Below are 24588 nucleotides of genomic sequence, written 5' to 3' on the forward strand. Positions count from 1 at the left end.
TAGGCGTAATGATTTACTTAAAACTTATAAATCGTGAGCGCAGATAATATTGTTTTATATTTTTCTATTTTCGTTGGTTTGTGCGTTATTATTTGGGCGTATTTTATGATTAATGAATACAACAAAGTAACTAAGGATTAATTTTTTTTCTTAATACTAATTGCTAGACCACCTCCTGCTTTTAAGCTAAAGATTTGTTTGTCTTGTTTAGTAATTTCTATAGTTTCTATTTCTAAATCTAAAGGATTATCATTCCAGTGAGCATTTTTTCCATCTTTATATATTTTAGCTTCATAAGTAGTATTTGCATCTAAAAAATTAAAATTCACTTCAATTTCTCTTGCATTTTCATCAGTTATACTGCCTAAAAACCAATTCTCGGTTTTTCTTTCTTTTCTTGCAATGGTTACAAAATCACCTACTTCACCATTTAAAACTTTAGTTTCAGACCAATCTACACCTACATCTTTTATAAATTGTAAAGGTGCTGGATTTGCTTCATAATGCTCTACCAAATCTGCAGCCATTTGTACAGGGCTATAAATTACTACATACAAAGCTAATTGTTGCGCAAGAGTTGTATTTACTTGATTATCTTTTCGATATTTGTCAAATTTTATATTAAAAATACCTGGAGTAAAATCTATTGGACCTGCTAACATTCTTGTAAAGGCAACAATTGGTAGATGTTCAGGAGGATTACCCCCATCTCCAGACCACGCATTAAATTCTTGTCCTCTTAAGCCTTCTCTTGAAATTATATTTGGATATGTTCTACGTAAACCTGTTGCTTTAATTGGTTCATGAGCATTTACAGCTACTTGATATTTAGCAGCTTTTATTGCTGCACTATTGTATTGATTCACCATATACTGTCCATGATGATATTCGCCTTTTGGTAAAATTTTACCTACATAACCAGATTTTACAGCATGCATACCGTATTTCTGCATTAAAGCATAAGCAGTATCTTGTTGTTTTTCATAGGTTTCTGTTGCAGCAGATGTTTCATGATGCATGATAATTTGAATACCTTTTTCTTTTGCGTATTCAGTTACTTCTTCTAAATCGTAATCTGGATATGGAGTTACAAAATCAAATACGCCTTCTCTATCTTCAAATCCAATCCATCTTTCCCAACCAGTATTCCAACCTTCTACTAAAACACCTCCAATATTATTTTTTGCTGAAAAATCAATAAATCGTTTTACATTTTCAGTTGTAGCTCCATGTTTACCATGTGCTTTTCCTGTATCTTTCCATGTACCATCAACCATTTCCATTCCATAATCCCATGAAGATTTACCTAAGTGCATTTCCCACCAAACGCCTGTATATTTCAATGGAGTAAACCAAGAAACATCTCCTAATTTATTTGGTTCATTTAGGTTAACAATTAAGTTTGATGTAATTAAATCAGGTGCATTATCTGTAATTTGAATAGTTCTCCAAGGTGTATGAAAAGGTAATTCTCTTTTCACTTTATAGTCTGTATTTTCTGAACCCACCAATTGACTTTTAAAAGAAAGGTTTTGAGTATCAACCTTTAAAGTCATACCAGAGTAATCTACTAAGGCTGCTTCATGAAAACTTAAATGCAATCCATCATCACCAACTAAAGTAACTGGTGTATTTACTGCATTATCTGGAATATAAGATTGTGCTAAATTGGTTTTTGGGATGTAAGATTTTGCATCGATTCCTGATAGTTTTGTTGTACTATACAAATGCTCATAAATATCCCAATCTCCAGGAATCCAAAATGTTTTATAATCTTTGGTTAAATTGAATTCAGTATGCTCTTCTTTAATAAATGCTGTTTTTAGATTTTCTTGTTCTGGAAATTCGTATCGAAACCCAACTCCATCATTAAAAACTCTAAAAACAAGATTTATTTTTCTTTGTAAACTGTCTCTTTCTTGTAGTTCTATTAAAACCTCATTATAATGATTTACAACGTTTAATTGCTCTCCCCAAGGCATTTGCCAAGTTTCGCTTACTTCTTCTGGTTTTCTAACTTTCGCAATAAAACCTTTGGTTAAATTTGGAGCGTTTGTAAGCTCAAACCCAACAAATGAAGTATCAATAATAGCTTTGTTTTTATAAGTAATTGTATAAAAGAATTTACCAATTTCATTTAAGTGAAAATTGACTTTTATATTTTCATTTGGAGATGATACTCCTGATGAAGCAACGCTACAAGATAGTAATGTTGATAAACTAAAAACTAAAACTATTAACTTCTTCATAATTATATTTTTTCTAATAAGAAGATATTAGCATCTCCTAATTTTACCAATATTTGTCCGTTTTTTACCACATACTGTTGTTTAGAATAAGCGTCTCTTAACAAATCTCCATCATTAAAAACTGAAGAAACATTAACATATTGCTCTGAAGCACTTACCTCTAAACCAATTAATACTTTATCTTCTTTGTATACTCTTGAAAAAATAAGTCCTCTGTAATGTTCTAATTTAGTATGTTTACCTGCACCAACTGCTGGATGATTTGCTCTAAATTGTCCTAATTTTTGCCAATGTTTATGAATTTTCTGAGTCAACTCATCATTTTTAAGCTTGTCCCAATTCATAAAAGAACGTAAAGTTGCATCACCAACTGCGCCTTCAATAGTTAAATCTCTTGCTGTTTCATCTCCATAATACACTTGTGAAGCTCCAGGAGTTAACATTAACATGGTTGCTGTTTTAAATGGCATACCTCTTTCCTTATCAAAAGGCTGACCATCATCATGAGATGTCATATAATTTAAAACACTATAGTCTTTTAAATTGTTTTGTAAAATAGAATCGTAACGTTCAAAAACTTGACTTTGTTCCAATTGTTTTGCATTCCACTTTATCTCAAAATTGATTAGTGCATCAAAAGCCTTATCAAAATAGTTTATTTTCTTGTCTCCCATATCAAAAGCTTTTCCATGAGAAATTGCATAATTATACACTTCACCAACTAAATAAAAATCATTTTCATCTAAAACTTTTTCTGGATTATTTTTCTTGTATTGCTCAAAAGCATAGTCACATTCTGTTCTAAATTCTTGCCAAACAGTTTCCTCAGTATGTTTCACTGTATCAACCCTATAACCATCAATACCAAATTCTGTAATATAATCTGTTAACCACTTTATGATGTAAAAACGAGGCGCTCTTGGATAACCCGTTCTTTTAAAGAATTCATCTAATTCTTTAACTTCTTGTTCATAACGTCCTTCTGCTTTCCATTTTGCAACTAATTGTGGAGGCAATTCCACATTTTCGTTACTTTCTGTTTTAATATCTGGTAAATTTTTAACTAAAGTACAAGTTATTGTATTCTCGTAATTTGAATATTGACATTGTGGCTCTGTTCTTACCCAACTTTCTGGCCAAACAGGGTCTTTTTCTGTAACAGGACCTGTATGATTAATTACAGCATCTAATAAAATTCTGATTCCTCTTTTATGAGCTTCATCTACCAATTCTTTGATATCTGCTTTGGTACCAAAATTAGGATCTACACTAGTCCAATCTTTGGTCCAATATCCATGAAAACCATAAGTAACTCCTGTTCCTTCATCTGTTCCTCCATGAATTTGTTCTACTATAGGTGTCATCCAAATGGCATTGATGCCTAAATCTGTAAAATACCCTTCTTTAACTTTTTGAGTAATTCCTTTGATATCTCCACCCTCAAATCCACGTAAAACACCTGTTTCTCTTGTTCTATCAAAGTTAAGGTCGTTTGTTGTATCTCCATTATTAAAACGATCTGTGAGTAAGAAATACACATTTGCACCTTCCCAGACAAATTCTTTTTTAGTTTCACTCTCAGTTTTTTTGTCTGACGATTTTTCGTTACAACTAATAATTGTTGCAAAAACAAATAATAAAAATATATTTTTCATGGTTTGATTTTTTATTGAAGTTTTAAAATATAAGATTCTAATGGTGCTAATTGTACTGTTAATAATCCTATGTTATCTCTAACTGTTAATTTGAAAGATTTTTGCTGATATAATTGATCTAACATCATATAATTACCATCTTTTATTTTCATTTTTTTAATAACCTCAGCAGGAATTTCTAATACAAATCTATGATTACCAATTGCATCAAAATTAGAAATAACAATGAGTTTTTCATTTTCTGACCAACGTGCAAAAGACAATACTTTTTGATTATAGTTTAATGTTTTTTGCCTGTTGTATTGATGTATATCTGCATATTCACCCATTAAAGCATCAGAAGAAATTGTAAAATTTAATAAACGTTTATAGAAATCTCTTAACTTAAGTTCTTCTTTAGTAGATTGACCTCCATCAAATTTTTTATCATTTACCCATCTTTGAAATGCTGGTACTCCTACATAATCAAAAATTGAGGTTCTAGAAGGACTACCAAAACCTGCATCCTCAGAACCATCTTCTCCTAACTCTTGACCAAAATAAACCATTGTTGGTGCAGTAGAAATGGTTGCAGAAACCACCATTGCTGGTTTTGCTTTATTTGCATCTCCTGCAAATTCTGGACTTGCAATTCTTTGTTCATCATGGTTTTCTAAGAAGTGTAACATATGATGCTCAATATCTTTTAAACCTTCTTGAATTGATGGAATGTTATCTGTTAAACCATGACCTTGCATTACATGCTTTATGGTATCATACAACTCAACTTTATCATACAAATAATCCATCTTTCCTTTTTTGATATAATTCCTATATTCTTTTGGATTGTACACTTCTGCTAATAAAAAAGCATTTGGATTTTTCATTTTGATATTTGAGTTTAAATAACTCCAAAACTCAACAGGTACCATTTCTGCCATATCATATCTAAAACCATCTACTCCTTTTTTTAACCAATACAAAGCAATGTCTCTAAATTTTATCCAAGAATTAGGGACTATTTTGTCTTTCCAAAATTCAAAATGTTTTTTGTAATCTTCGTTTTCAAATCCTTTTGGAAGTTCATCAAAGTCTTTTTTTCCTTCAGGTGAAATACCATAATTTACTTTTACAGTTTCGTACCAATCGTAAAAACTAGGTTTTGGTGAACGTGCACCATTTCCTGTCCATTTTGCAGGATTCTCATCAAACTTATCATCAGAAAGTGGATGATTTTCTCCACCTAAAGGTTTGTATCCGTTTAAAAAATCAGGTACTTCAAAAGGTGTATTAGGCACATAATAAAAGTTATTGTTTACATGATAAGCTACTAATGTATCATCATCTGCACCAAAATCTTTTGTTCCTTTAGGGTTTGTTACACTTTGGTAATTACGAGCCACGTGATTTGGTACAATATCTATAATTACTTTTAAATTGGCTTTATGTGAACGATTAATTAAAGCTTCAAATTCTTCTAATCTATTCTCTACATTTACAGCCAAATCTGGATTTACATTGTAATAATCTTTTACAGCATAAGGTGAACCTGCTCTACCCTTAACCACATCTGGATCATCATTTGAAATTCCATATTTTGTATAATCATGAATTACGTCATGATGAGGAACACCTGTATACCAAATGTGTGTTACTCCTAAATCTTTAATTTCTTTGAGAGCTTTGTCTGTAAAATCGTTAAACTTCCCTACTCCATTTTCTTCAATAGTTCCCCAAGGTTTGTTGGTTGCATTTGTGTTACCAAACAAACGAGTGAACACCTGATAAACAACAGTTTTCTTATGATTATCCTCTTGCATTTTATTCTTTTCTATCTTTTTTTCAGATGAACAACCAATACTTATTGATAAAACTAAAGCTGAAACTAAACCATAAATTTTCCTCATAATTGATTGCTATTTTAATGATATTTTTATTTTTAATTCTTTTTCGGTATTCCATTTCACAGGAATTTTTAATGTATTATTAGCTACATCAATTCTTTTTCTTTTACTGTCAACTTTTACTCTTTTTGGTTTCCAATTGATATTGTGAAGTACTAAAACAACTTCTTTTTCTGTTGATTTCCAGTTTTTACCAAATTCAGCCTCTAAATCTATTTCTAAATATTTTTTTTCGATTTCAGCTTCAAACTCTAGTAATTCATATGCTCCATTTTCAAAAGCATTTGCTGTTAAACCATCATCATTATACATTGTTCTTTCAGATTCTTTTACACTATCATCAAACCAATAATGTAGTTCTAAATAATTTCCATTGTAATTATCTGTAGTTTGTACAATTTTAGTTAGTGGAATAATTACACCTCCTCTAACATAAGTTGGTATTGCTTTTTGCTTAACTTTTACGGTTTTTGTTTGCCCTCCTTCAATTTTTTCTTCATCAAAATAAAAATTAAACCAGTTCGCATTTTTTGGAAAAACTACTTCTGTATTTTTAATGGAATCTTTTAGAATTGGAGTTATTAAAAAATCTTTTCCCCATAAATACGTAGAGGAAGTTGTCATTAATTTTTTATCATCTTCTTCAAAGAAAATAGGACGCATTAAGGGTGTTCCTTTTTGATTGTTTTCAAATGCCAAGTTGTAATTGTAAGGCAACATTTTGTAACGTAATTCAATGGCTTTTTTAGCATGTTTTTTTGCAAAATCGCTTCTAAAAACAGGTTCGCTTGCAACATCTTCTTGTGCATGTGGTCTAAAAATGGGTTGAAAAACTCCATACTGTAACCATCTCACATATAAATTATCATCTAAATTTGCTCCAGCAAAACCACCTAAATCTGAATGCATATAGCCTAGACCTTGCATACCCATTTGTAACGCAATTTCTGGTTGAGATTGTAAACCTCCCCAACTTCTACTGACATCTCCAGACCAAGGAATCATTCCAAAACGTTGAGAACCAGAATAACCTGCTCTCATTAAAATAAAAGGACGCTCAGTGGGAAAATCTTTTTGATACCCTTCAAAAATTAATTTAGCCCAATCATGACCATAAATATTATGAATTTCATCTGCTTTTTTATCTTCACCAAAATTTACCCAAGAAGGTAATACTTCTGGTTCACCTAAATCGCCCCACAAACCTTTTACTCCGTAACCTAAAATTTCTTTATAGATGTTCCAAAACCAATCTCTACCCTCTTTTTTGTAAATATCTACAATACCTGTGTTTCCAAAGTAAAAATCATATTTAGCAGAGTTACCAATAGTATCTTTGGCTAATACTTGTTTTTTATTAGCTTCTTCCCACTTTTTAGAAGTGGATAAAACAAAAGGTTCTGTAATTAAAACTGTTTTTACACCTTTATCTTTTAAGCGAGAAACCATTTCTTTCATATCTGGAAAAGAGTCTTTATCTACTTCTAAATTACCCATAGTTCCTTGAATACCTTTTCCAAACCAATACAAATCTAGTATTACAGCATCTACAGGAATTTCTGCTGACTTAAATTTAGCAATCGTGTTTTCGGTTTCTTGTTGAGAATGATAGCCAAATCTGCTTGAAAAATTTCCTAAAGTCCATCTTGGAGGTAAAGGTTGTTTTCCAGTAAGATTTGTGTAATTTTCAATTAATTCTTCCCAAGAATTACCAATGATAATATGATACGTTTTACGACCAGAAATGGTTTCGTATGTCAAAGAATTGTCTTTTTCGCTGTCTAAATCTAAATATCCTATGGACGGATTATCAAAATGAAGTATGTACTTTTTTGAGGATATTACTAAAGGAATTGTAAAGTTCATTAGCTCTGAATGTGCTTCATAACCATAGTGAGCTCTATTATACAGTGGCAAACGATTTCCACGTCTGTTCATACCCAAAGCTCTTGCTCCTGTTCCGTATAAAATTTCATCACTAGTTAAATTGAACTCAATTTTTTCTGTTTTTTCATAAGGAAAATTCCCTTTTACAAATTCTAACGGATTGTGTTTTGAAGTAAAAAAGCCTCTTTTTTCTGAAGTAATTAAATTATTTTGCTTGTCTGAATAACTGATTTGAAAAGGTTTGTGCGTAATATCTAAAGAAATTCCATCAGAAATAACCACTGTTCTATTATTAGAAGTATGTGCAACAAGTTTTATTTTTTCAGGACTTAAAACCACAGCATGAGACTCTTTATTAATGCTTTGATTTTTAGGAATAAATGTTGTTTCTACAATTTGATGAGTGTAATAAGTAATATGATAAACTCCATCATTCACTTTAATGGTAACCTTGTTTTCTTTTTTTATAAAATCTTCTAAAAACCTAGATTCATTTTGACCAAAAAAAGATATTGATGTAAAAATTAAAAAGCAAAGAATTTTTATTTTCATTATTATTTTTTCAATAAAAAGGTTAATGGAATGTGTACTCTTTTTTGCCATGACAATTCAGAGTGATTGGTTCCTTCAAAAAATAAGTTTTTAAAATTGGTATCTGAATATCCTCCTTTTTTAAAAATGGTATCTACCTTGGGAGCATATTTTGGATAAAATTGATCTAATGTTTGGTTGCCATAATCAAAATACATTTTATGAGAACCTGCATCTGGTAAATTGTTTTCTAAATAGCTAAAGATAGCTTCTGGTAAAGGGTTGTTTTCTTTAGGAACAGCACCAACCCAATGTGTTGAAACACAAGCAGCACCTGCAAAAACCTCTGGATATTCTGCTACTGCATACATAGACATTAAACCACCCATTGAAGATCCCATAACAAAAGTATTTTCTTTATTGATGTATACAGAATAGGTAGCATCTATGTAAGGTTTTAATTCTTGAACTAAGAATTTTAAATATTCATCACCTTTTAAATTGGTACTAAAATTGTTTTTTGCTGCTTCCGAGTACAAAGCTTCTTTGTCTTCTTTTTTTAGAAAATCCATAGCTTTTTCTGGATACAAATCTTGCCAACGAATTTTAGGAATGTTATGAATACCCACCACAATAAAATCTCTAGTTATTCCTTCTTTCATTAATTTGGTAGCTACCTCATCAATCATCCATTCTTGTTTGTTCCAAGTGGTTGTAGCATCAAATAAGTTTTGTCCATCATGCATATATAAAACTGCATACTTTTTTTTTGATGAATAATTTTCTGGTAACCAAACATCTACAGGTCTTGGTGATATGTTTTCTGAAGGAAAATCTTTTACACGAATTAATTTTCCACCTGCTAAAACTGCTTTTTCTAAAACTGTTGCAGAAATATTAGCATATTTTTTTGTTGCTGTATCTTGAGCTTTGCAAGAAAATATAAAAAGCAAACAGCAAAGAGTAATTAGATTTTTCATAAGTAAGATTTCTCAATATAATTTTAATACCTTTTTGACTGTGCCTAAGGCGATAGTTAATTCAATTTTGTGGTTAAAATGATGCTTCCTTTTTGTTTTAAGTCAATATCATCTCCCCAAATAAATTGTTCGTCAGTAATTATATTTTTTAATGTTTTACCTTCTAAACCAATTTCTGCATAGCGTTTTAAATCAATGGTAATTGGTTTTTCATTTTTATTGATAATGCTTACAACAACTTCATCATTTAAAATTCTAAACATGAAATAAGTTCCCATAAAAGGTGCAAAATGCACAGTTTTTCCTTCATGAACTGCTTTTGAATCCTTTCTATAATTTAAAAATTTCTTTAAGAAAGATTGCATTTCTTTTTGCTGAGAGGTTAAACCTTCACCTGTAAATGCATTTATTTCATCATTGTTAAAACCTCCAGGGAAATCTGTACGAATTAAACCATGATCTCCAGGTTTTTTAAAATCGTCCATTAAAATTTCTGTTCCGTAATAAATTTGCGGAGTTCTTGGCATCATTAAATATGTAGTAAGTGCCATTTGTGTTTTTGCAAAATCGCCATTTAATTGAGTATAAATTCTACTCATATCATGATTGTCTGGAAAAACCATAATATCTTTTGGTGATGCATAATGAAAATCATTTGCCAAACCTTCATAAATTTTTACCAAACCTTTGTCCCAGGATTCTTCTTCATTTAACGCTTCTACTACTTTTCTTTGCATTGCAAAATCCATTGAAGATGTTAAATTAGATTCGTAACCATCTCTATTATTTGCACCTTTTTGCCAATAACCTATTAATAAAGGATTGTAACTCCATTCTTCGCCAACAATAGAAAAATTAGGATATTCATTCATAATTGCTCCTGCCCAATCACTCATAAATTGTTTGTCTGGATAAGGATAAGTGTCTTGTCTAATTCCACCTAAACCAATAGTTTCTATCCACCAAATACTATTTTGAATGATGTATTTTGCCATAAATGGATTTTTTTGATTCAAATCTGGCATCGTTGAAACAAACCAACCATCCGCATTTTGCTTTTTATCAATTTTTGAAGCATACAAATCTTGATTGGTAGTTCTTCTATGATTTGAGGTAATTAAATTGCCATTATTTTCGAAATTTTCTTGATAATTTACCCAATCTTTAAAAGGCAAATCTTTCATCCACCAATGTTCGCTACCACAATGATTGGCAACTTGGTCCATAATTAATTTAATACCTTTTTCTCTGGCTTTATCTGCCAATTCTCTATAATCTGCAAGAGTTCCAAATCTTGGATCTATCTCATATAAATCTGTAATTGCATAACCATGATAAGACTGTTTTGGCATGTCATTTGTTAACAACGGAGATGACCAAATTGCAGTAAAACCCATTGTATTAATATAATCTAAATGATTGGTAATTCCCTTGATATCTCCTCCATGACGTGCATAATCATCATTTCTGTTGATACTATTTTCTTTTAAAAATTGAACAGATTCTCCAGTTTCATTAATTTTTGAAGTTTTAGAACCAATATCGTTTGACGAATCTCCATTTGCAAAACGATCTGGCGTAATTAAATACAAAACATCTGAACTATTAAAACCCACATATTCTTCAGCAGATTTTTCTCTTGGTTTTAGTTCGTAAGTATGTGTTTTTTTTGTTCCGTTTTTATCAGTAAATACAATATCAAATTTGCCAGGTTTTGTAGATGAATCAATATTTAAATCGATAAATAAATAATTTTCACTTTTTGCAGTATGCACTTTTTCAATGGAAACTCCTTCATAAGAAATTGAGGGTGTAAAATTACCAATACTAGGTTCTTTTACTAATAATTGAAGTGAAGTGTCTTTAAAACCAATAAACCAATTTAGTGGCTCAACTCTTTCTAAAGTTGTGTTTGAAATAGAAACTTTAGAGATGTTTTCTTTGGTTTTTTCATTTTTACAAGAAATTAAACCGATTAATAAAAAAAAGAAGATTACGTTTCTCATCAATTGTGTATTTAGACCTTTCAGTTTTGAAAAACTGAAAGGTCTTTATTTAAATTCTGATTAAACAGTTACTAAATTATTAGGAGAAACTGTAATTAATTTCCCGTTAACTAAAATGTTTATTTCTTCGTTTCCATCAATTTCAAAAACAGATCCGTTTTGAGAAACATTTACCGTAATAATTTGGTTTCTGAAGTTTACCTTAAATGAATATGTTTCCCATCCTTTTGGTATTTTTGGAGCAAAAGAAAGTGTGTTATTTAATACTCTCATTCCACCAAAACCTTCAACAATACTCATCCAAGTTCCTGCCATAGAAGTGATATGTAAACCTTCTTCTACCTCGTGATTGTAATCGTCTAAATCTAAACGAGAGGTTCTTAAATAGAATGTATACGCTTGCTCCATTCTATCTAACTTTGCAGCTTGAATACTATGTACACAAGGTGAAAGTGAGCTTTCATGAACTGTAAATGGCTCATAAAAATCGAAATGACGTTCTAATTCTTCCGTAGAAAAATCATTTTCAAAAAAGTAAAAACCTTGTAAAACATCTGCTTGTTTTATGTATGGTGAACGTAAAATCCTGTCCCAACTCCATTTTTGATTAATTGGTCTTTGGCTTTTATCTAAATCTGCAACTGTTATTAATTCTTTGTCTAAAAAACCATCTTGCTGTAAGAAAACATTATGCTCTTCCGAGTGTGGAAAGTACATATTGTCTGCCACTTTTTTCCATCCCATCAATTCGTCATCAGTAAAGGCAACTTTTTCTTTAATTCTGATATAGTCTGAAATATGGTCTGTTTTTACAACTTCAATATTTTCTAAAGCATACTCAATACACCATTTTGCAATGTAATTTGTATACCAGTTATTGTTTACGTTATTTTCGTACTCGTTAGGTCCTGTTACACCTAACATTACGTATTTATTTTTATCTGTAGAAAAGTTTACTCTCTGATGCCAAAAACGAGCAATTCCTATTAAAACTTCCAATCCTTTTTCTGGAATGTAAGAATAGTCGTTTGTAAAACGATGATAATTAAAAATTGCAAATGCAATGGCACCATTTCTATGAATTTCTTCAAAAGTAATTTCCCATTCATTATGACACTCCTCACCATTCATAGTTACCATTGGGTACAAAGCTGCTCCGTTTTTAAAACCAAGTTTTGCTGCGTTTTCAATTGCTTTTTCTAGATGATTATACCTGTATTCTAATAATTTTCTTGCTACAGATTGATCTTTAGTTGCCATATAAAATGGAATACAATAGGCTTCAGTATCCCAATAGGTACTTCCTCCATATTTTTCTCCTGTAAATCCTTTTGGTCCAATATTTAAAGTTGCATCTGTACCTAAATACGTTTGATTTAATTGAAAAATATTAAAACGGATACCTTGTTGTGCTTTTACATCACCTTTTATAGTAATATCTGACATGTTCCAGATTTGTGCCCAAGACTGCTTTTGCATTTCAAGCAAAGCATTGAAGCCAAAACTTACAGCTTTGTCTAATATATCTTTAGCAACTGAAACCAGTTCATTTTTATTATGATTTCTATCTACAACATACCCACCAAATTTGTGAATGCTATAGGTTTGATTTTTTTTAATATTTTGAGTGTATGAACAACTCGCTGTTTTATCTGTTTTAGAGTTATTACAATCTGTTAAAACCTCATCATCATTAACAAATAAACGAGATTGCATGAAAGTACACGTGTAAAAATGTGTTTTCATTGTACGAGCTTCTATAAATGATTGCTGGTTGTTTTGATGTACCTCTAAAACATCCCAGAATTGGTCATCCCAATTGGTATCTTCATTGGTTATACCTGCATCTATGTATGGAGAATAAGTTATTGTGGCATTTGCATTTAAAGGTGTAACATTGTAATTAATAGCACCAACCTCATCTAACTCTAGACTTAAAAAACGTTTTGTATCAACCTTGATTTTAATTCCGTTTTGTAATTCGGCTTCAAAACTACGAGACAACCAACCTTCTTTCATATTGAGCTCTCTTTTAAATTTTGAAACAGATTTACATTGATTTAAATCTAAATTTTCATCATTAATTGTAACATTAATTCCAATCCAATTTGGTGCATTTAGTACTTTTGCAAAATATTCTGGATAACCATTTTTCCACCAACCAACACGTGTTTTATCCGGGTAATAAACACCTCCTATGTAGCTTCCTTGAAAAGTTTCACCTGAGTAATTTTCTTCAAAATTAGCACGCTGTCCCATAGCACCATTACCAATACTAAAAAGACTTTCTGACGATTTTACCATTTTTGGGTTAAAACCTTCTTCGATGATTGACCAATCATTGGGTATGATATAATCTTGATTCATTTTATATATTTTATTTTAAGAAAAGATATAAAGAGTTTTATATTTATTTTCTTGTTTTTTAATTTTTATTGATTAAATCTTGTATAAAACTGGTTTCAATTTCTGTGAAATCGTTGAAGTTATATGCTGCTTCCGATAAAACTTTATCGTCTCCAATTCCTATACTAATCATTTTTGCACTGTTTGCAGCTTGCACACCCGCAACAGCATCTTCAAAAACCACACAATCTTGTGAATTTACACCTAATTGCTCTGCAGCTAAAAGAAATACTTCTGGGTCTGGTTTTGCTTTTGTAACATTGTTTCCATCTACAATTGCATCAAAATAAGATAATAATCCTACTTTTTCTAAAATTGGTTGTGCATTTTTACTCGCAGAACCTAATGCGATTGGATGTTTTCTTTCTTTTAAATAATCTAATATTTTTGGAACGTCTGGTAGTATTTCAGAAGCGTCCATATTTTCTATATACTTTAAATAATCGACATTTTTCTCAATCATCCAAGTATCAAATTGTTCTTGTGTTGCTTCAACTTTACCAATTTCTAACAGAATTTCTAAACAACGTTTTCTACTAACGCCTTTAAATAATTCATTTTGTTCTTTGGTAAATTCGAAACCTAATTCGTTGGCTAAATTTTTCCAAGCTAAATAATGGTATTTGGCAGTGTCTACAATAACACCATCCAAATCGAATATAAATCCTTTTTTCATTTTAAATATTAAATTTCTTCTTGATAACGAATTGCATTTTTATCAGTAATTAAAAAGTTACATAACCCTGCAATTATCAAACTAATTCCTGCAATTGTCATTGCGTTTATGGCTTCTTCTCCTAATAAACCAGAAACAAAGTTAACACCACCTAAAGCAGCAATAATTTGTGGAATAACAATAAACATATTGAAAATCCCCATAATAACACCCATTTTCTTTGGATCAACAGCACTTGATAACATGGCATATGGCATTGACAAAATACTTCCCCAAGCAAAGCCAATTAATACAAAACAATACTTTAAGCTTTCTGGTGAGGCATAATTCATTAATAAAAAACCTGAACCTCCTAATAATAAGGAAACCATGTGTACATATTTTCTGTTGATATTTCTTTTGGAAGTATATAAAGTTAATAATAGCGCAAAAGCCATAGAAGACAAACCGTAAACTCCCATTGCAGAACCAACACTGTTTGAAGATTCTTGAAATTTAGTGTTTGCAATGTCATAAGCTCCTTTTTCACTTAAATCAGACATGTTATAGTCTGTTTCTATTGGTGCTGGTGAACGATAAACATGTTCTGTTAAAGCAGGATTTGCCAAACTCCACATTGTAAAAAATGCAAACCAAGAGAAGAATTGAATAATTCCTAACTTTTTCATGGTACTTGGCATATTGCCGATATTATTTAAAATATCTGGAATAAAATTATTCTTTTTGGCTTTTTCTCGCTCAAACTCTTCCATATCTTCTGGCGGATATTCATCTGTTGTAAAAACAGTGAATAAAATACTCGCTAAAAACACAAAAGCTCCAATAGCAAAAGCAACTTTAACTGACATTGGTACAACTCCAGATTCAGCAGAATTACTGACTCCAAATTGAGATACCATCCAAGGTAAATTACTAGCTACCCATGTTCCTATTCCAATGATTAATGTTTGTACTACAAATCCGTAAGAACGTTGTGATTGTGGTAATTTATCTGCTACTAAGGCTCTAAATGGCTCCATTGAAATATTAATGGAAGCATCTAAAATCCATAAAAATCCAGCAGCAACCCATAAAGCTGGTGAATTAGGAACTAAGAACAAGGCTATAGAACTTAAAATTGCTCCAATTAAAAAATAAGGTCTTCTTCTACCCCACTTAACACTCCAGGTTCTATCACTCATATAACCAATTATTGGTTGTACTAATAAACCTGTTAATGGTGCAGCAATCCACAGTAGAGGAATATCTTCCTTTCCTGCTCCTAAAGTTTGAAAAATTCTTGACATAAATCCACCTTGAAGGGCGAATCCGAATTGTATTCCTAGAAATCCAAAACTCATGTTCCAGATTTGCCAGAAGCTTAATTTACGCTTTTCCATTATCGAATATTATAAATGAATATTACGATAAGTTTTTTCGACTTATCAATTAATAAATTTTGTGGAATGTAATTTATTGATAAATCTTAATAATGCAACAAATATATATTTTTTTTATCGTATTGATAAAAATGTAGTAAAAAAGTTACGACGACGGTTTCGTAGATTCTCTCAATTTTAAATCACTAGAAATTACAATCTTTTTAGGTTTAAAAACTTCAGACTCATTTTCAATTCTATCTATTAATAATGCTACTGCTTGTTTACCCATTGTAAAACCATGTTGTGCAATCGTAGTTATTGAAGGAGAAGAATATTCTGATATCAAACCGTCTGTAAAACCTATTATAGACATATCTTCAGGTACTTTAAAACCTTTCTCTTTTGCTATTCTCATTGCATTTGCTGCATAAATTTCATTTACAGCAAAAACAGCATCAATATCTTCATCAAATACTTTTTCTATTTGTTTTTTAATATCTTTCTTCTCATCAACCTCTACTATAAAGTTTTCATTGGTTTTTATATACTCTTCAATCAAGGCTTTTTCATATCCCTGTCTCCTTAAAGCACCGACATTTACGTGATTTGGTGTTGTTATTAATGCAATTTTTTTGTTTCCATTATCTAATAAGTGTTTTGTTGCTTTGTAGCCAGCACCAACATCATCTACAACTACTTTATCACACAAAATTTCGTCTACAACTCTGTCAAAAAGTACTAAAGGAATCTCTTCTGTTACCAATCCTTTAAAATGATTAAAGTCTTTATTTTCAAGCGTTTCACTTGCAATAGAAACAATTAAACCATCTACACTACCATTTGATAAAACTTTTAAAGTTTCTACTTCTTTTTTATAAGATTCGTTTGAGAAACAAACCATAATATTATAGCCTCTTTCATTTGCCCCATCTTCAATACCCATAATCACTGTAGAGAAAAAATGATGAACTATTTTAGGCAAAATAACTCCTATTACTTTTGTTTTTTGATTACGAAGTTGAAGTGCTAGATTATTTGGTTTATAGTTATAGTGGTTTGCATATGCCTGAATTTTTTCTTTTGTTTCAGAACTAATTTCATGACTATCTTTTAAAGCTTTGGAAACTGTAGAGGTCGAAACACCTAATTCCTTTGCAATTGTTTTTATGGTAATTTTTTGCTTCATTTTTTATGAAAAGTAAAATTTTAAAGTTCTTTTTTACTGAATTAATGATATTTAAAGAAAAAAGTTGTCAACACGAAACCGATTTCGTAACTTTTAAAATATTGAAAATACATGTTCTATATATATATTTACAAGGTGGAATGTAAATTTATTGTTAAGAACAGAAAATCAAATTTACAGTTATTATTTAACAAATTATACATGAAAAAATTTAAATTATTGTTAATTGGACTTCTTTTAACTACATCTTTTAGCATGTTTGCACAACAAACAGTAAAAGGTATTGTAAAAGAAAAAACATCTGGAGAGCCTTTACCAGGTGTAAGTGTAGTAGTTAAAGGTACAACAAAAGGTACTGAAACCGATTTTGATGGAAACTTTCAAATTACCAAAGTAAACACAGGAGATATTCTTGTATTTAGGTATTTAGGGTATGCCAACAAAGAAATTACTATTGGAACTAATTTAAACTTAACAGTTTTATTAGAGGATTCTGCAGAGCAATTAGATGAAATTGTAGTTGTTGGTTACGGAACCACAACTGTTAAAGATGCTACTGGTTCTGTTGAGGCTATTACTGCTAAAGAATTTACAAAGGGTAATATTGTTACTCCAGAAAATTTATTAAGCGGACGTGTTGCTGGTGTTAACATTACAACAAGTGGTGCTCCAGGTTCTGGTTCTTTAATTAGAATTCGTGGTGGTTCTTCTTTAAACGCTTCTAATGACCCATTAATTGTTATTGACGGTTTACCAATGTCTGGAACTGCTGGAGGATCTAGAGGTGTTTTAGCAAGTATTAACCCAAATGATATTGAGTCTTTTTCAGTTTTAAAAGATGCTTCTGCAACTGCCATTTATGGTTCTAGAGGTGCAAATGGGGTTATTATCATTTCTACAAAAAAAGGTAGAAGTGAGTATTCTTTAGATTACGATTTCCAAATGGGTTTTGGTGAAATTAAAGATCGTGTAAGTGTTTTTAATGGAGATGAGTTTAGAAACTTAGTAAATAATAGAAGACCAAGTGATGCTGGTTTATTAGGTACAGCTAGTACAAATTGGCAAGATGAAATTTATCAAAAATCTGTTTCTACACAACACAACTTAACTGCAAGAGGTCAAATTTTTGGATTTCTTCCAACAAGACTATCTGTAGGTTTTGCAAATATTGAAGGAAACATATTAACTTCTCAATATGATAGAGCTACAATATCTCTATCTATGAATCCTAGTTTTTTTAATGACCATTTAAAAGTAAACTTAAACTATAACAGAGCTTTTGAAGATAATCGTTTTGCTGATGCAGGACAAGTTGGCGCTGCTTTACGTTATGATCCATCACAACCTGTAAGAGATGCTTCATCTCCATTTGGTGGCTTTTATCAACATTTCACAAGAGATGCTCAAGGTAGAGTAATCATGCAAAATGGTACACGAAACCCTGTTGCTGCTTTATTACAAAACAATAACAGTTCAGATGTTTTTAGACATTATGGAAATTTAAAAGTAGACTATAAATTTCACTTTTTACCTGAGTTAACAGCAACTGTTAATCTTGGTTTCGATAAATCTATTGGAGAAGGAACAAATATAAGTTCTTTACAAAGTCCTGCAAGTTTTAACGACGTTTTTGTAGGTAATGACTCAGCATATAGAAACGAAGTTTTAAACGAATCTTTAGATGGATATTTAAACTACGTAAATACTTTTGGTAAAATTAAAGCAGATATTACTGCTGGTTATTCTTACCAAACTTTTAATGGTTCTGGTAGCGATACTGGAAACAGAAGAAATCCAAACGATCAAGGAGCCACTACCTATGCAAATACACCTGTAGTTTTAGTAGGTTTTTTAGGAAGAGCTAATTTTACATATAATGAAAAGTACTTATTAACTTTAAACTACAGAAGAGATGGAACATCAAGATTTGGTCCTGAAAATAGATGGGGTAATTTTGGTGGAGCTGCTTTAGCTTGGAGAATAAGTGATGAAGAATTTTTGAAAGGAAACGATGTTATTTCCGACTTAAAATTAAGAGCTTCTTATGGTGTTAATGGACAACAAGATGGTATTGCAGGAGATTTATATTTAGACAGATACCGTTTTGGAAACCAAAACTCACAATATATCTTTGGAGGAAACCCAATTCAAGCAACATTTCCTTTAGAAAGAAGTAGTTTAAAATGGGAAAATACAGCAACTATTGAACTTGGTTTAGATTACGGTTTATTCAACAATAAGTTAACAGGTTCTATTAACTATTTCCAAAAAAACTCAACAGATTTATTATCTGACGCTCCAGTAGCAGACGGTTCTAACTTTACAAACAGAGTTTTACAAAACGTTGGAGATTTACAAGTAAATGGTATTGAATTCACATTAAATGCAGATGTTATTAAAACAGAAGATATTGATTGGAACATTAACTTTAACGCAACATATTTGGATAGAGAAATTGAAAAACTAGCATTAAATCAAGATATTACAACTGGAGGTATTGCTGGAGGTACAGGAAACTTTATTCAACTTTACAGTGAAGGTTTCGCTCCAAATTCATTCTTTGTTTACAAGCAACTATATGATAATGCAGGCCAACCAATTGAAGGAGCTTATGCCGATTTAAATGGAGATGGAATTATAAATAATGATGATAGATATTTGAAAGAAAACCCACAAGCAGATGTTACTTTAGGTTTTCAATCTAACTTCAATTATAAAAACTTTGATTTAGCATTTAACTTAAGAGCAAGTATTGGAAATTATAATTACAACAACGTAAATTCATCATTAGCACAGTATGATTTATTACAAGATAATGCTGTTTTAGGAAATTTACCAACCTCTGTGTTAGAAACTAATTTCCAAAGAACTTCAGATGTAATACTTTCTGATATTTATTTAGAAAATGCATCATTCTTAAGAATGGACAATATTACTTTAGGTTACACTTTTGATAGACCAATCAAAAAATTTGCATCTAACAGCATACGTTTGTGGGCTGGTATGCAAAATGTATTTACCGTAACAAATTACTCTGGTTTAGATCCAGAAGTATTTAATGGTATAGATAACACTATTTACCCAAGACCAAGAACATTTTTGGTGGGTGCAAACATTAAATTTTAATTAATAAAGAATTAATGATGAAAAAAATATTTAAAATAGAAAAAATAGCTACGTTATTTCTTGTAATAGTTATGGCAATGTCATCTTGTACAAAAGATTTAGACATAACTCCAAAAGACGATCAAGATTTATTAGGTGAAGATTTTTTCACAAAAGAAACTGCTTACAAAGAATTATTGGGTGGAGTTTATGGAAACCTTTCTTTAACGGGTGTAGACGGTCCAGGTTCTTCTTTTATTGATGGTTTAGATGCTGGTACAAGTCAGTTTGGTAGAGTACTATTATACCTACAAACATTATCTGCAGATCAAATGATTTGGTCATACGAAAATGACCCAGGTACAAGAGAAATACAACGTAATATTTGGAATGCAAACGATCCTATTATTTTAGGTATGTTTGGTAGAAGCCATGTAACAATCGCTTTTGCAAATAACTTTTTAAGAGAAACAACAGATGCTAAACTAGCAGAAAGAAATGTTTCTGATGCAATTAAGGCAGAAATAACTACTTATAGAGCAGAAGCACGTTTATTAAGAGCAATGTCATACTACTACATGATGGATTTATTTGGGCAAGCAAACTTCACAACAGAAGAAGACCCAATTAACACGCCACCAAAAGCATATGATAGAGCACAACTTTTTGACTTTATAGAATCTGAATTAAAAGCAATTGAAGCTGATTTACCAGATCCATTATTAAACGAACATGGTAGAGCCAGCAAAGGAGTTTCTTGGATGATTTTAGCTAAAATTTACTTAAATGCAGAAGTGTATATTGGTCAAGATAAATATACAGAATGTATAGATTATTGTAAAAAAATAATTGCTGGAGGATACACTTTGGCAACACAATATTCTCATAATTTCATGGCAGATAATGATGTAAATTCTGCTAAAAATGAAATCATTTTTCCATTAATTTCTGATGGTACTTTCACACAAAACTTTGGACCAACTACAGTAATGGTTAACGGATCTGTAGGTAGTTTAGAAGTAAATGGTGCAGCTTTAGGAGTTGGCGCTGGTGGCTGGGGAGGCGCACTTAGATTAAGAAAACAATTTGTAGAATTATTTGAAGCTAGTATTTACAACAACGATACCAGAAATGGAATAATTTCAGGAGGAAGAAGTAAAGAAATTACAGATATTTCAAACAAAGATCAAGGATATATTTTAGAAAAATTTTCTAATGCAAAATCAACAGGAGGTTTTGGTGTAGACCAAACATTTGTAGATACAGATTTTCCTTTATTTAGATTAGCTGATGTATACTTAATGTACGCAGAAGCACATTTAAGAGGTGGTGCTGGAGCTACAGTTGCAAATGTAGAAGGTTACATCAATGCATTAAGAACAAGAGCTAATAACCCACAAAATAATTTAACAATTTCAGATATCAATTTATCATTTATAATTGATGAAAGAGCAAGAGAGTTGCATTGGGAAGCTCATAGAAGACAAGACTTAATTCGTTTTGGACGCTTTACTGGTGGAAATTACAACTGGGCTTGGAAAGGTAATGGTACCAATGGAATTGCATTATCTGCAGATTTAAAATTATATCCAATACCTTCTGCAAGTTTAAAATCAAACCCAGAGTTAAAACAAAATCCTGGATATTAATTCTAAAACAATTTTGAAACAATGAAAAATATAAAAAGATTTTCAATTATTACAACAATTGCACTTGTATTATTAGTGTTCAATTCTTGTGACGATAGTTCTGAAAAATTTGAAATCAGAACACCAGATGCCCCAGTTTTACAAGAACTAAACTTTGCAAGGTTAGAGTTAGATGCAGTAAACACAAATAACCCAGCAGTTACTTTAAACTGGGCTGAGGCAAACTACGGACAACAAGCATCTGTAAACTATTCAATAGAATTTTCTAAAACAGAAGATTTTGCTGAATCAACTGTAGCTACAACAGTTACTGGAAAAACATCAGTAACATTATCTGTAAGTGAAGTAAATACAGCTGCAGGTAATGCAGGTTTAAACCCTTTTAATTGGGAGAATGTTTACATTAGAGTAAATGCAAGTTTAGGAACACAAGATAGTCAAAAAGTACCGTCAAACTCAGTATTACTAGAAGTTTACCCATACTTTAATTATACCTTTAATGATTATTATTTAGTAGGAGATGCAACAGCTCCTGGTTGGGACAACAACAATAATAATCCAGCACTTTTTAGAGATCCTAATGATGCAAACAGGTATTTTTACACTGGTTTTTGGGCAGAAAACGGACACTTTAAAGTATTATCAACACCTGGAGAATGGCAACCGCAATATGGTACAGATGATGGTACAACTGTAGGTGCAAATTTAGGTGGAGGAACAGATCCAGAAAGATTTCCTTATGGAGGTGGAAACGGAATTCCTGCAGGCTTTTATACATTTGAGATAAACTTTGCAACCAATACCTTTTCCTTTGAAGTTTTTGATGCATCAGGAAAAACAAGTCCTGCTTCTTTAACACTTAAAGGTTCTAGTACAACAGATATCGCAATGAATGCCTTGGCATTTGATGGTCATATATGGTATGCTAAAAACGTAAAATTAACTCCTGGAAATGTAGAGTTTGAAACTGGTGCTGGGGCTAAATGGGGTAGTTCTACTTCTTTTTCTGGAATTGCTACAGATGGAGGTGGCGTAATTCCTGTTGTTGTGGAAGATAATTACGATGTATGGTTTAATGATTTAACAGGTCGTTATATCTTAATTCCTTTAAATTTATAATATCAAAATAACTTATAAAAAACAAAAATGAATATTTATATAAAAAGATTAAGCTACTTGTTTTTATCATTAACACTTTTACTAAGTGCTTGTGATGCTGAAGAGAGCTTAACAATAACAAGCCCAGAAGCTGAGTTTGTTTTAGACACACCAGGAATCAGCAACATTTTCCTAAATTTTGCTTTGCCTAATAACCCTGCATTTACAATTACTTGGAGTGATGAAGTAAATACAGGAGCAACTTACGATGTTGAAATGTCTTTGGATGCAGATTTTGCAAGTCCAATTGTATTGGGTACAACTGAGAAAAATAATTTTTCAATGACAGTAGATAATTTAAATACTGTTTTAAATAATGCGAATGTAAAATCATTTTTACCAACGCCAATTTTTCTTAGATTAAATACTGGAACTGCAGTATCTAACGTAATTTTATTTCAGGTATCTAAATACGCTGTAGAAATGCCTACAGTTACAGGTCCTGATAGTTCAACAGGTATTGTATTATCAGACGTAGATCCAGATTTGGTAGCAACTACTGTTACTTGGGAAGATCCAGAAATCACAAGCACGAGTTCCATTGAAATATCTTATGAATTACAAATGGTAAGTAGTGGAGCTGGTTTTAACAATCCTGTTATTTTAGGAAACACCTCTGAGCTATCTTTGGATTTGAAACATGGTGAATTAAACACTTTTGTTTTAGATAACGGAGGTACAGCTGGAACAGCATCTGACTTTGACTTTAGAATAAAAGCAACTGCAAAAACTGCAGCTGGTGATTTATTTAGAACTTCAGATGCAATAACACTTACAATAACTCCATATGACGTTGCCTTACCTCCTGCTCTTTACGTAGTTGGTGCTGGTGCTGTAGATGCTGGTTGGGGATGGACTTCTCCAGTAGAACTACTTTTACAAGGAAAAACATATTCTGGAAACATAAAATTAAGTCCAGATAATGGTGGAAATTTCAGGTTTTTTACAGACAAAACTTTAGAGTGGGCTTCACCAAGTTATAATTTCCCTTATTTTTCTGATAGAGGATACACAATTGATAGCAACTTTGAAAATGCAAATGATGGAGACTCTAACTTCTTATTTACAGGAACTGCTGGAGAATATTTCTTAGAAATAGACACGGAAGCTGAAACAATTACTTTAGGTCCTGCAGTTGTTGGTCCAAATTGTAACTTTGATCAACTTTGGGTAGTTGGTGCTGGTGCTGTAGATGCTGGTTGGGGTTGGAGTAATCCAATACAAATTAGTTGTACTGGAACTGGTGTTTACGAAGGAAACATCAACTTAACAAACGATGCTTTTAGATTTTTCTCAGATAGAACTTTAGAATGGGGTTCACCAAGTTTCAACTATCCTTACTACGAAAATGCAGGATATACAATAGATGCTAGGTTAGAAAACGCTTCAGATGGAGACAGCAATTTTAAATTCAATGGAACTCCTGGTCAATATGGTTTAACAATAGATGATGTAAACAAAACAATTACTTTAAGTGATCCTATTAAATTATGTGAATTTGATCAATTATGGCTAGTTGGTGCTGGTGTTCCTGATGCTGGTTGGGGATGGACTTCTCCAGTTGCATTACCTTGTACAGGAGCAGGAGTTTATTCTGGTCAAGTTACTTTTGCAAATGACGCGTTTAGATTCTTTACTGATAGAACTTTAGAATGGAGTTCTACAAGCTATAATTTCCCTTATTTTGAAAATGAGGGCTATACTATAGATGCTAATTTTGAAAATGCTAGTGATGGAGATAGTAACCTTAAGTTTGTTGGAACTGCTGGAACCTATACATTAACTATAGATACAGTAAACAAAACAATCGTTTTAAATTAAAAGTAGTTCAAAAAGGCTATAAACATATGTTTATA

General features: G+C 31.4%; 14 protein-coding genes. 4 read left to right on the forward strand and 10 right to left on the reverse strand.

Annotated elements, in window-relative coordinates:
• Window positions 1–137 precede the first annotated feature (137 nt).
• From FDT66_RS05980 to FDT66_RS06025, 10 genes are all read right to left on the reverse strand, one after another.
• Window positions 138–2249, reverse strand: coding sequence for a glycoside hydrolase family 97 protein (locus FDT66_RS05980; RefSeq protein WP_138535236.1), 2112 nt, complete (start codon window positions 2247–2249; stop codon window positions 138–140).
• A gap of 2 nt (window positions 2250–2251) precedes the next feature.
• Window positions 2252–3904, reverse strand: coding sequence for an alpha-amylase family glycosyl hydrolase (locus FDT66_RS05985; protein ID WP_138535237.1), 1653 nt, complete (start codon window positions 3902–3904; stop codon window positions 2252–2254).
• A gap of 11 nt (window positions 3905–3915) precedes the next feature.
• The gene (locus FDT66_RS05990; RefSeq protein ID WP_138535238.1) at window positions 3916–5790 is read right to left on the reverse strand and encodes an alpha-amylase family protein; all 1875 of its coding nucleotides are present in this window, start codon (window positions 5788–5790) and stop codon (window positions 3916–3918) included.
• 9 nt (window positions 5791–5799) lie between these two features.
• Window positions 5800–8226, reverse strand: coding sequence for a glycoside hydrolase family 31 protein (locus FDT66_RS05995; protein WP_138535239.1), 2427 nt, complete (start codon window positions 8224–8226; stop codon window positions 5800–5802).
• A gap of 2 nt (window positions 8227–8228) precedes the next feature.
• On the reverse strand, window positions 8229–9185 hold the full coding sequence (locus FDT66_RS06000; protein WP_138535240.1) for an alpha/beta hydrolase: 957 nt from the start codon (window positions 9183–9185) through the stop codon (window positions 8229–8231).
• A 56-nt stretch (window positions 9186–9241) separates the two neighbouring features.
• Window positions 9242–11191: a glycoside hydrolase family 13 protein gene (locus FDT66_RS06005; RefSeq protein WP_138535241.1), complete on the reverse strand. Its 1950-nt coding sequence runs from the start codon at window positions 11189–11191 to the stop codon at window positions 9242–9244.
• Window positions 11192–11251: 60 nt separating this feature from the next.
• Window positions 11252–13558, reverse strand: coding sequence for a glycoside hydrolase family 65 protein (locus tag FDT66_RS06010; protein WP_138535242.1), 2307 nt, complete (start codon window positions 13556–13558; stop codon window positions 11252–11254).
• Window positions 13559–13616: 58 nt separating this feature from the next.
• Complete coding sequence (gene pgmB, locus FDT66_RS06015) at window positions 13617–14273, reverse strand: beta-phosphoglucomutase (RefSeq protein WP_138535243.1); 657 nt, start codon at window positions 14271–14273, stop codon at window positions 13617–13619.
• 8 nt (window positions 14274–14281) lie between these two features.
• Complete coding sequence (locus tag FDT66_RS06020; RefSeq protein ID WP_138535244.1) at window positions 14282–15652, reverse strand: MFS transporter; 1371 nt, start codon at window positions 15650–15652, stop codon at window positions 14282–14284.
• 145 nt (window positions 15653–15797) lie between these two features.
• Window positions 15798–16820, reverse strand: a complete 1023-nt coding sequence (locus FDT66_RS06025; protein ID WP_138535245.1) for a LacI family DNA-binding transcriptional regulator — start codon at window positions 16818–16820, stop codon at window positions 15798–15800.
• 201 nt (window positions 16821–17021) lie between these two features.
• Between FDT66_RS06025 and FDT66_RS06030 the strand changes: the two genes are divergently transcribed.
• Genes FDT66_RS06030 through FDT66_RS06045 form a run of 4 tightly spaced genes read left to right on the forward strand, consistent with a single transcriptional unit; the run spans window position 17022 to window position 24553 of the window.
• Complete coding sequence (locus tag FDT66_RS06030) at window positions 17022–19946, forward strand: SusC/RagA family TonB-linked outer membrane protein (protein WP_138535246.1); 2925 nt, start codon at window positions 17022–17024, stop codon at window positions 19944–19946.
• Between the two features lie 17 nt (window positions 19947–19963).
• Window positions 19964–21574 (forward strand): RagB/SusD family nutrient uptake outer membrane protein, encoded by a 1611-nt coding sequence (locus tag FDT66_RS06035; RefSeq protein WP_138535247.1) that lies wholly within the window; start codon window positions 19964–19966, stop codon window positions 21572–21574.
• Between the two features lie 21 nt (window positions 21575–21595).
• Window positions 21596–22693: a SusE domain-containing protein gene (locus FDT66_RS06040; protein ID WP_138535248.1), complete on the forward strand. Its 1098-nt coding sequence runs from the start codon at window positions 21596–21598 to the stop codon at window positions 22691–22693.
• A gap of 27 nt (window positions 22694–22720) precedes the next feature.
• The gene (locus FDT66_RS06045; RefSeq protein ID WP_138535249.1) at window positions 22721–24553 is read left to right on the forward strand and encodes a SusE domain-containing protein; all 1833 of its coding nucleotides are present in this window, start codon (window positions 22721–22723) and stop codon (window positions 24551–24553) included.
• The last annotated feature ends 35 nt before the right edge of the window (window positions 24554–24588 follow it).

The sequence above is a fragment of the Polaribacter aestuariivivens genome, assembly GCF_005885675.1.
In the GTDB taxonomy this organism is placed as follows: domain Bacteria; phylum Bacteroidota; class Bacteroidia; order Flavobacteriales; family Flavobacteriaceae; genus Polaribacter; species Polaribacter aestuariivivens.

Coding starts and splice junctions, on each gene's coding strand:
- FDT66_RS06020 (WP_138535244.1), bottom strand. CDS start 15,652: ATGGAAAAGCGTAAATTAAGCTTCTGGCAAATCTGGAACATGAGTTTT.
- FDT66_RS06040 (WP_138535248.1), top strand. CDS start 21,596: ATGAAAAATATAAAAAGATTTTCAATTATTACAACAATTGCACTTGTA.
- FDT66_RS05990 (WP_138535238.1), bottom strand. CDS start 5,790: ATGAGGAAAATTTATGGTTTAGTTTCAGCTTTAGTTTTATCAATAAGT.
- pgmB (WP_138535243.1), bottom strand. CDS start 14,273: ATGAAAAAAGGATTTATATTCGATTTGGATGGTGTTATTGTAGACACT.
- FDT66_RS05985 (WP_138535237.1), bottom strand. CDS start 3,904: ATGAAAAATATATTTTTATTATTTGTTTTTGCAACAATTATTAGTTGT.
- FDT66_RS05980 (WP_138535236.1), bottom strand. CDS start 2,249: ATGAAGAAGTTAATAGTTTTAGTTTTTAGTTTATCAACATTACTATCT.
- FDT66_RS06005 (WP_138535241.1), bottom strand. CDS start 11,191: ATGAGAAACGTAATCTTCTTTTTTTTATTAATCGGTTTAATTTCTTGT.
- FDT66_RS06025 (WP_138535245.1), bottom strand. CDS start 16,820: ATGAAGCAAAAAATTACCATAAAAACAATTGCAAAGGAATTAGGTGTT.
- FDT66_RS06010 (WP_138535242.1), bottom strand. CDS start 13,558: ATGAATCAAGATTATATCATACCCAATGATTGGTCAATCATCGAAGAA.
- FDT66_RS06000 (WP_138535240.1), bottom strand. CDS start 9,185: ATGAAAAATCTAATTACTCTTTGCTGTTTGCTTTTTATATTTTCTTGC.
- FDT66_RS06030 (WP_138535246.1), top strand. CDS start 17,022: ATGAAAAAATTTAAATTATTGTTAATTGGACTTCTTTTAACTACATCT.
- FDT66_RS06045 (WP_138535249.1), top strand. CDS start 22,721: ATGAATATTTATATAAAAAGATTAAGCTACTTGTTTTTATCATTAACA.
- FDT66_RS06035 (WP_138535247.1), top strand. CDS start 19,964: ATGAAAAAAATATTTAAAATAGAAAAAATAGCTACGTTATTTCTTGTA.
- FDT66_RS05995 (WP_138535239.1), bottom strand. CDS start 8,226: ATGAAAATAAAAATTCTTTGCTTTTTAATTTTTACATCAATATCTTTT.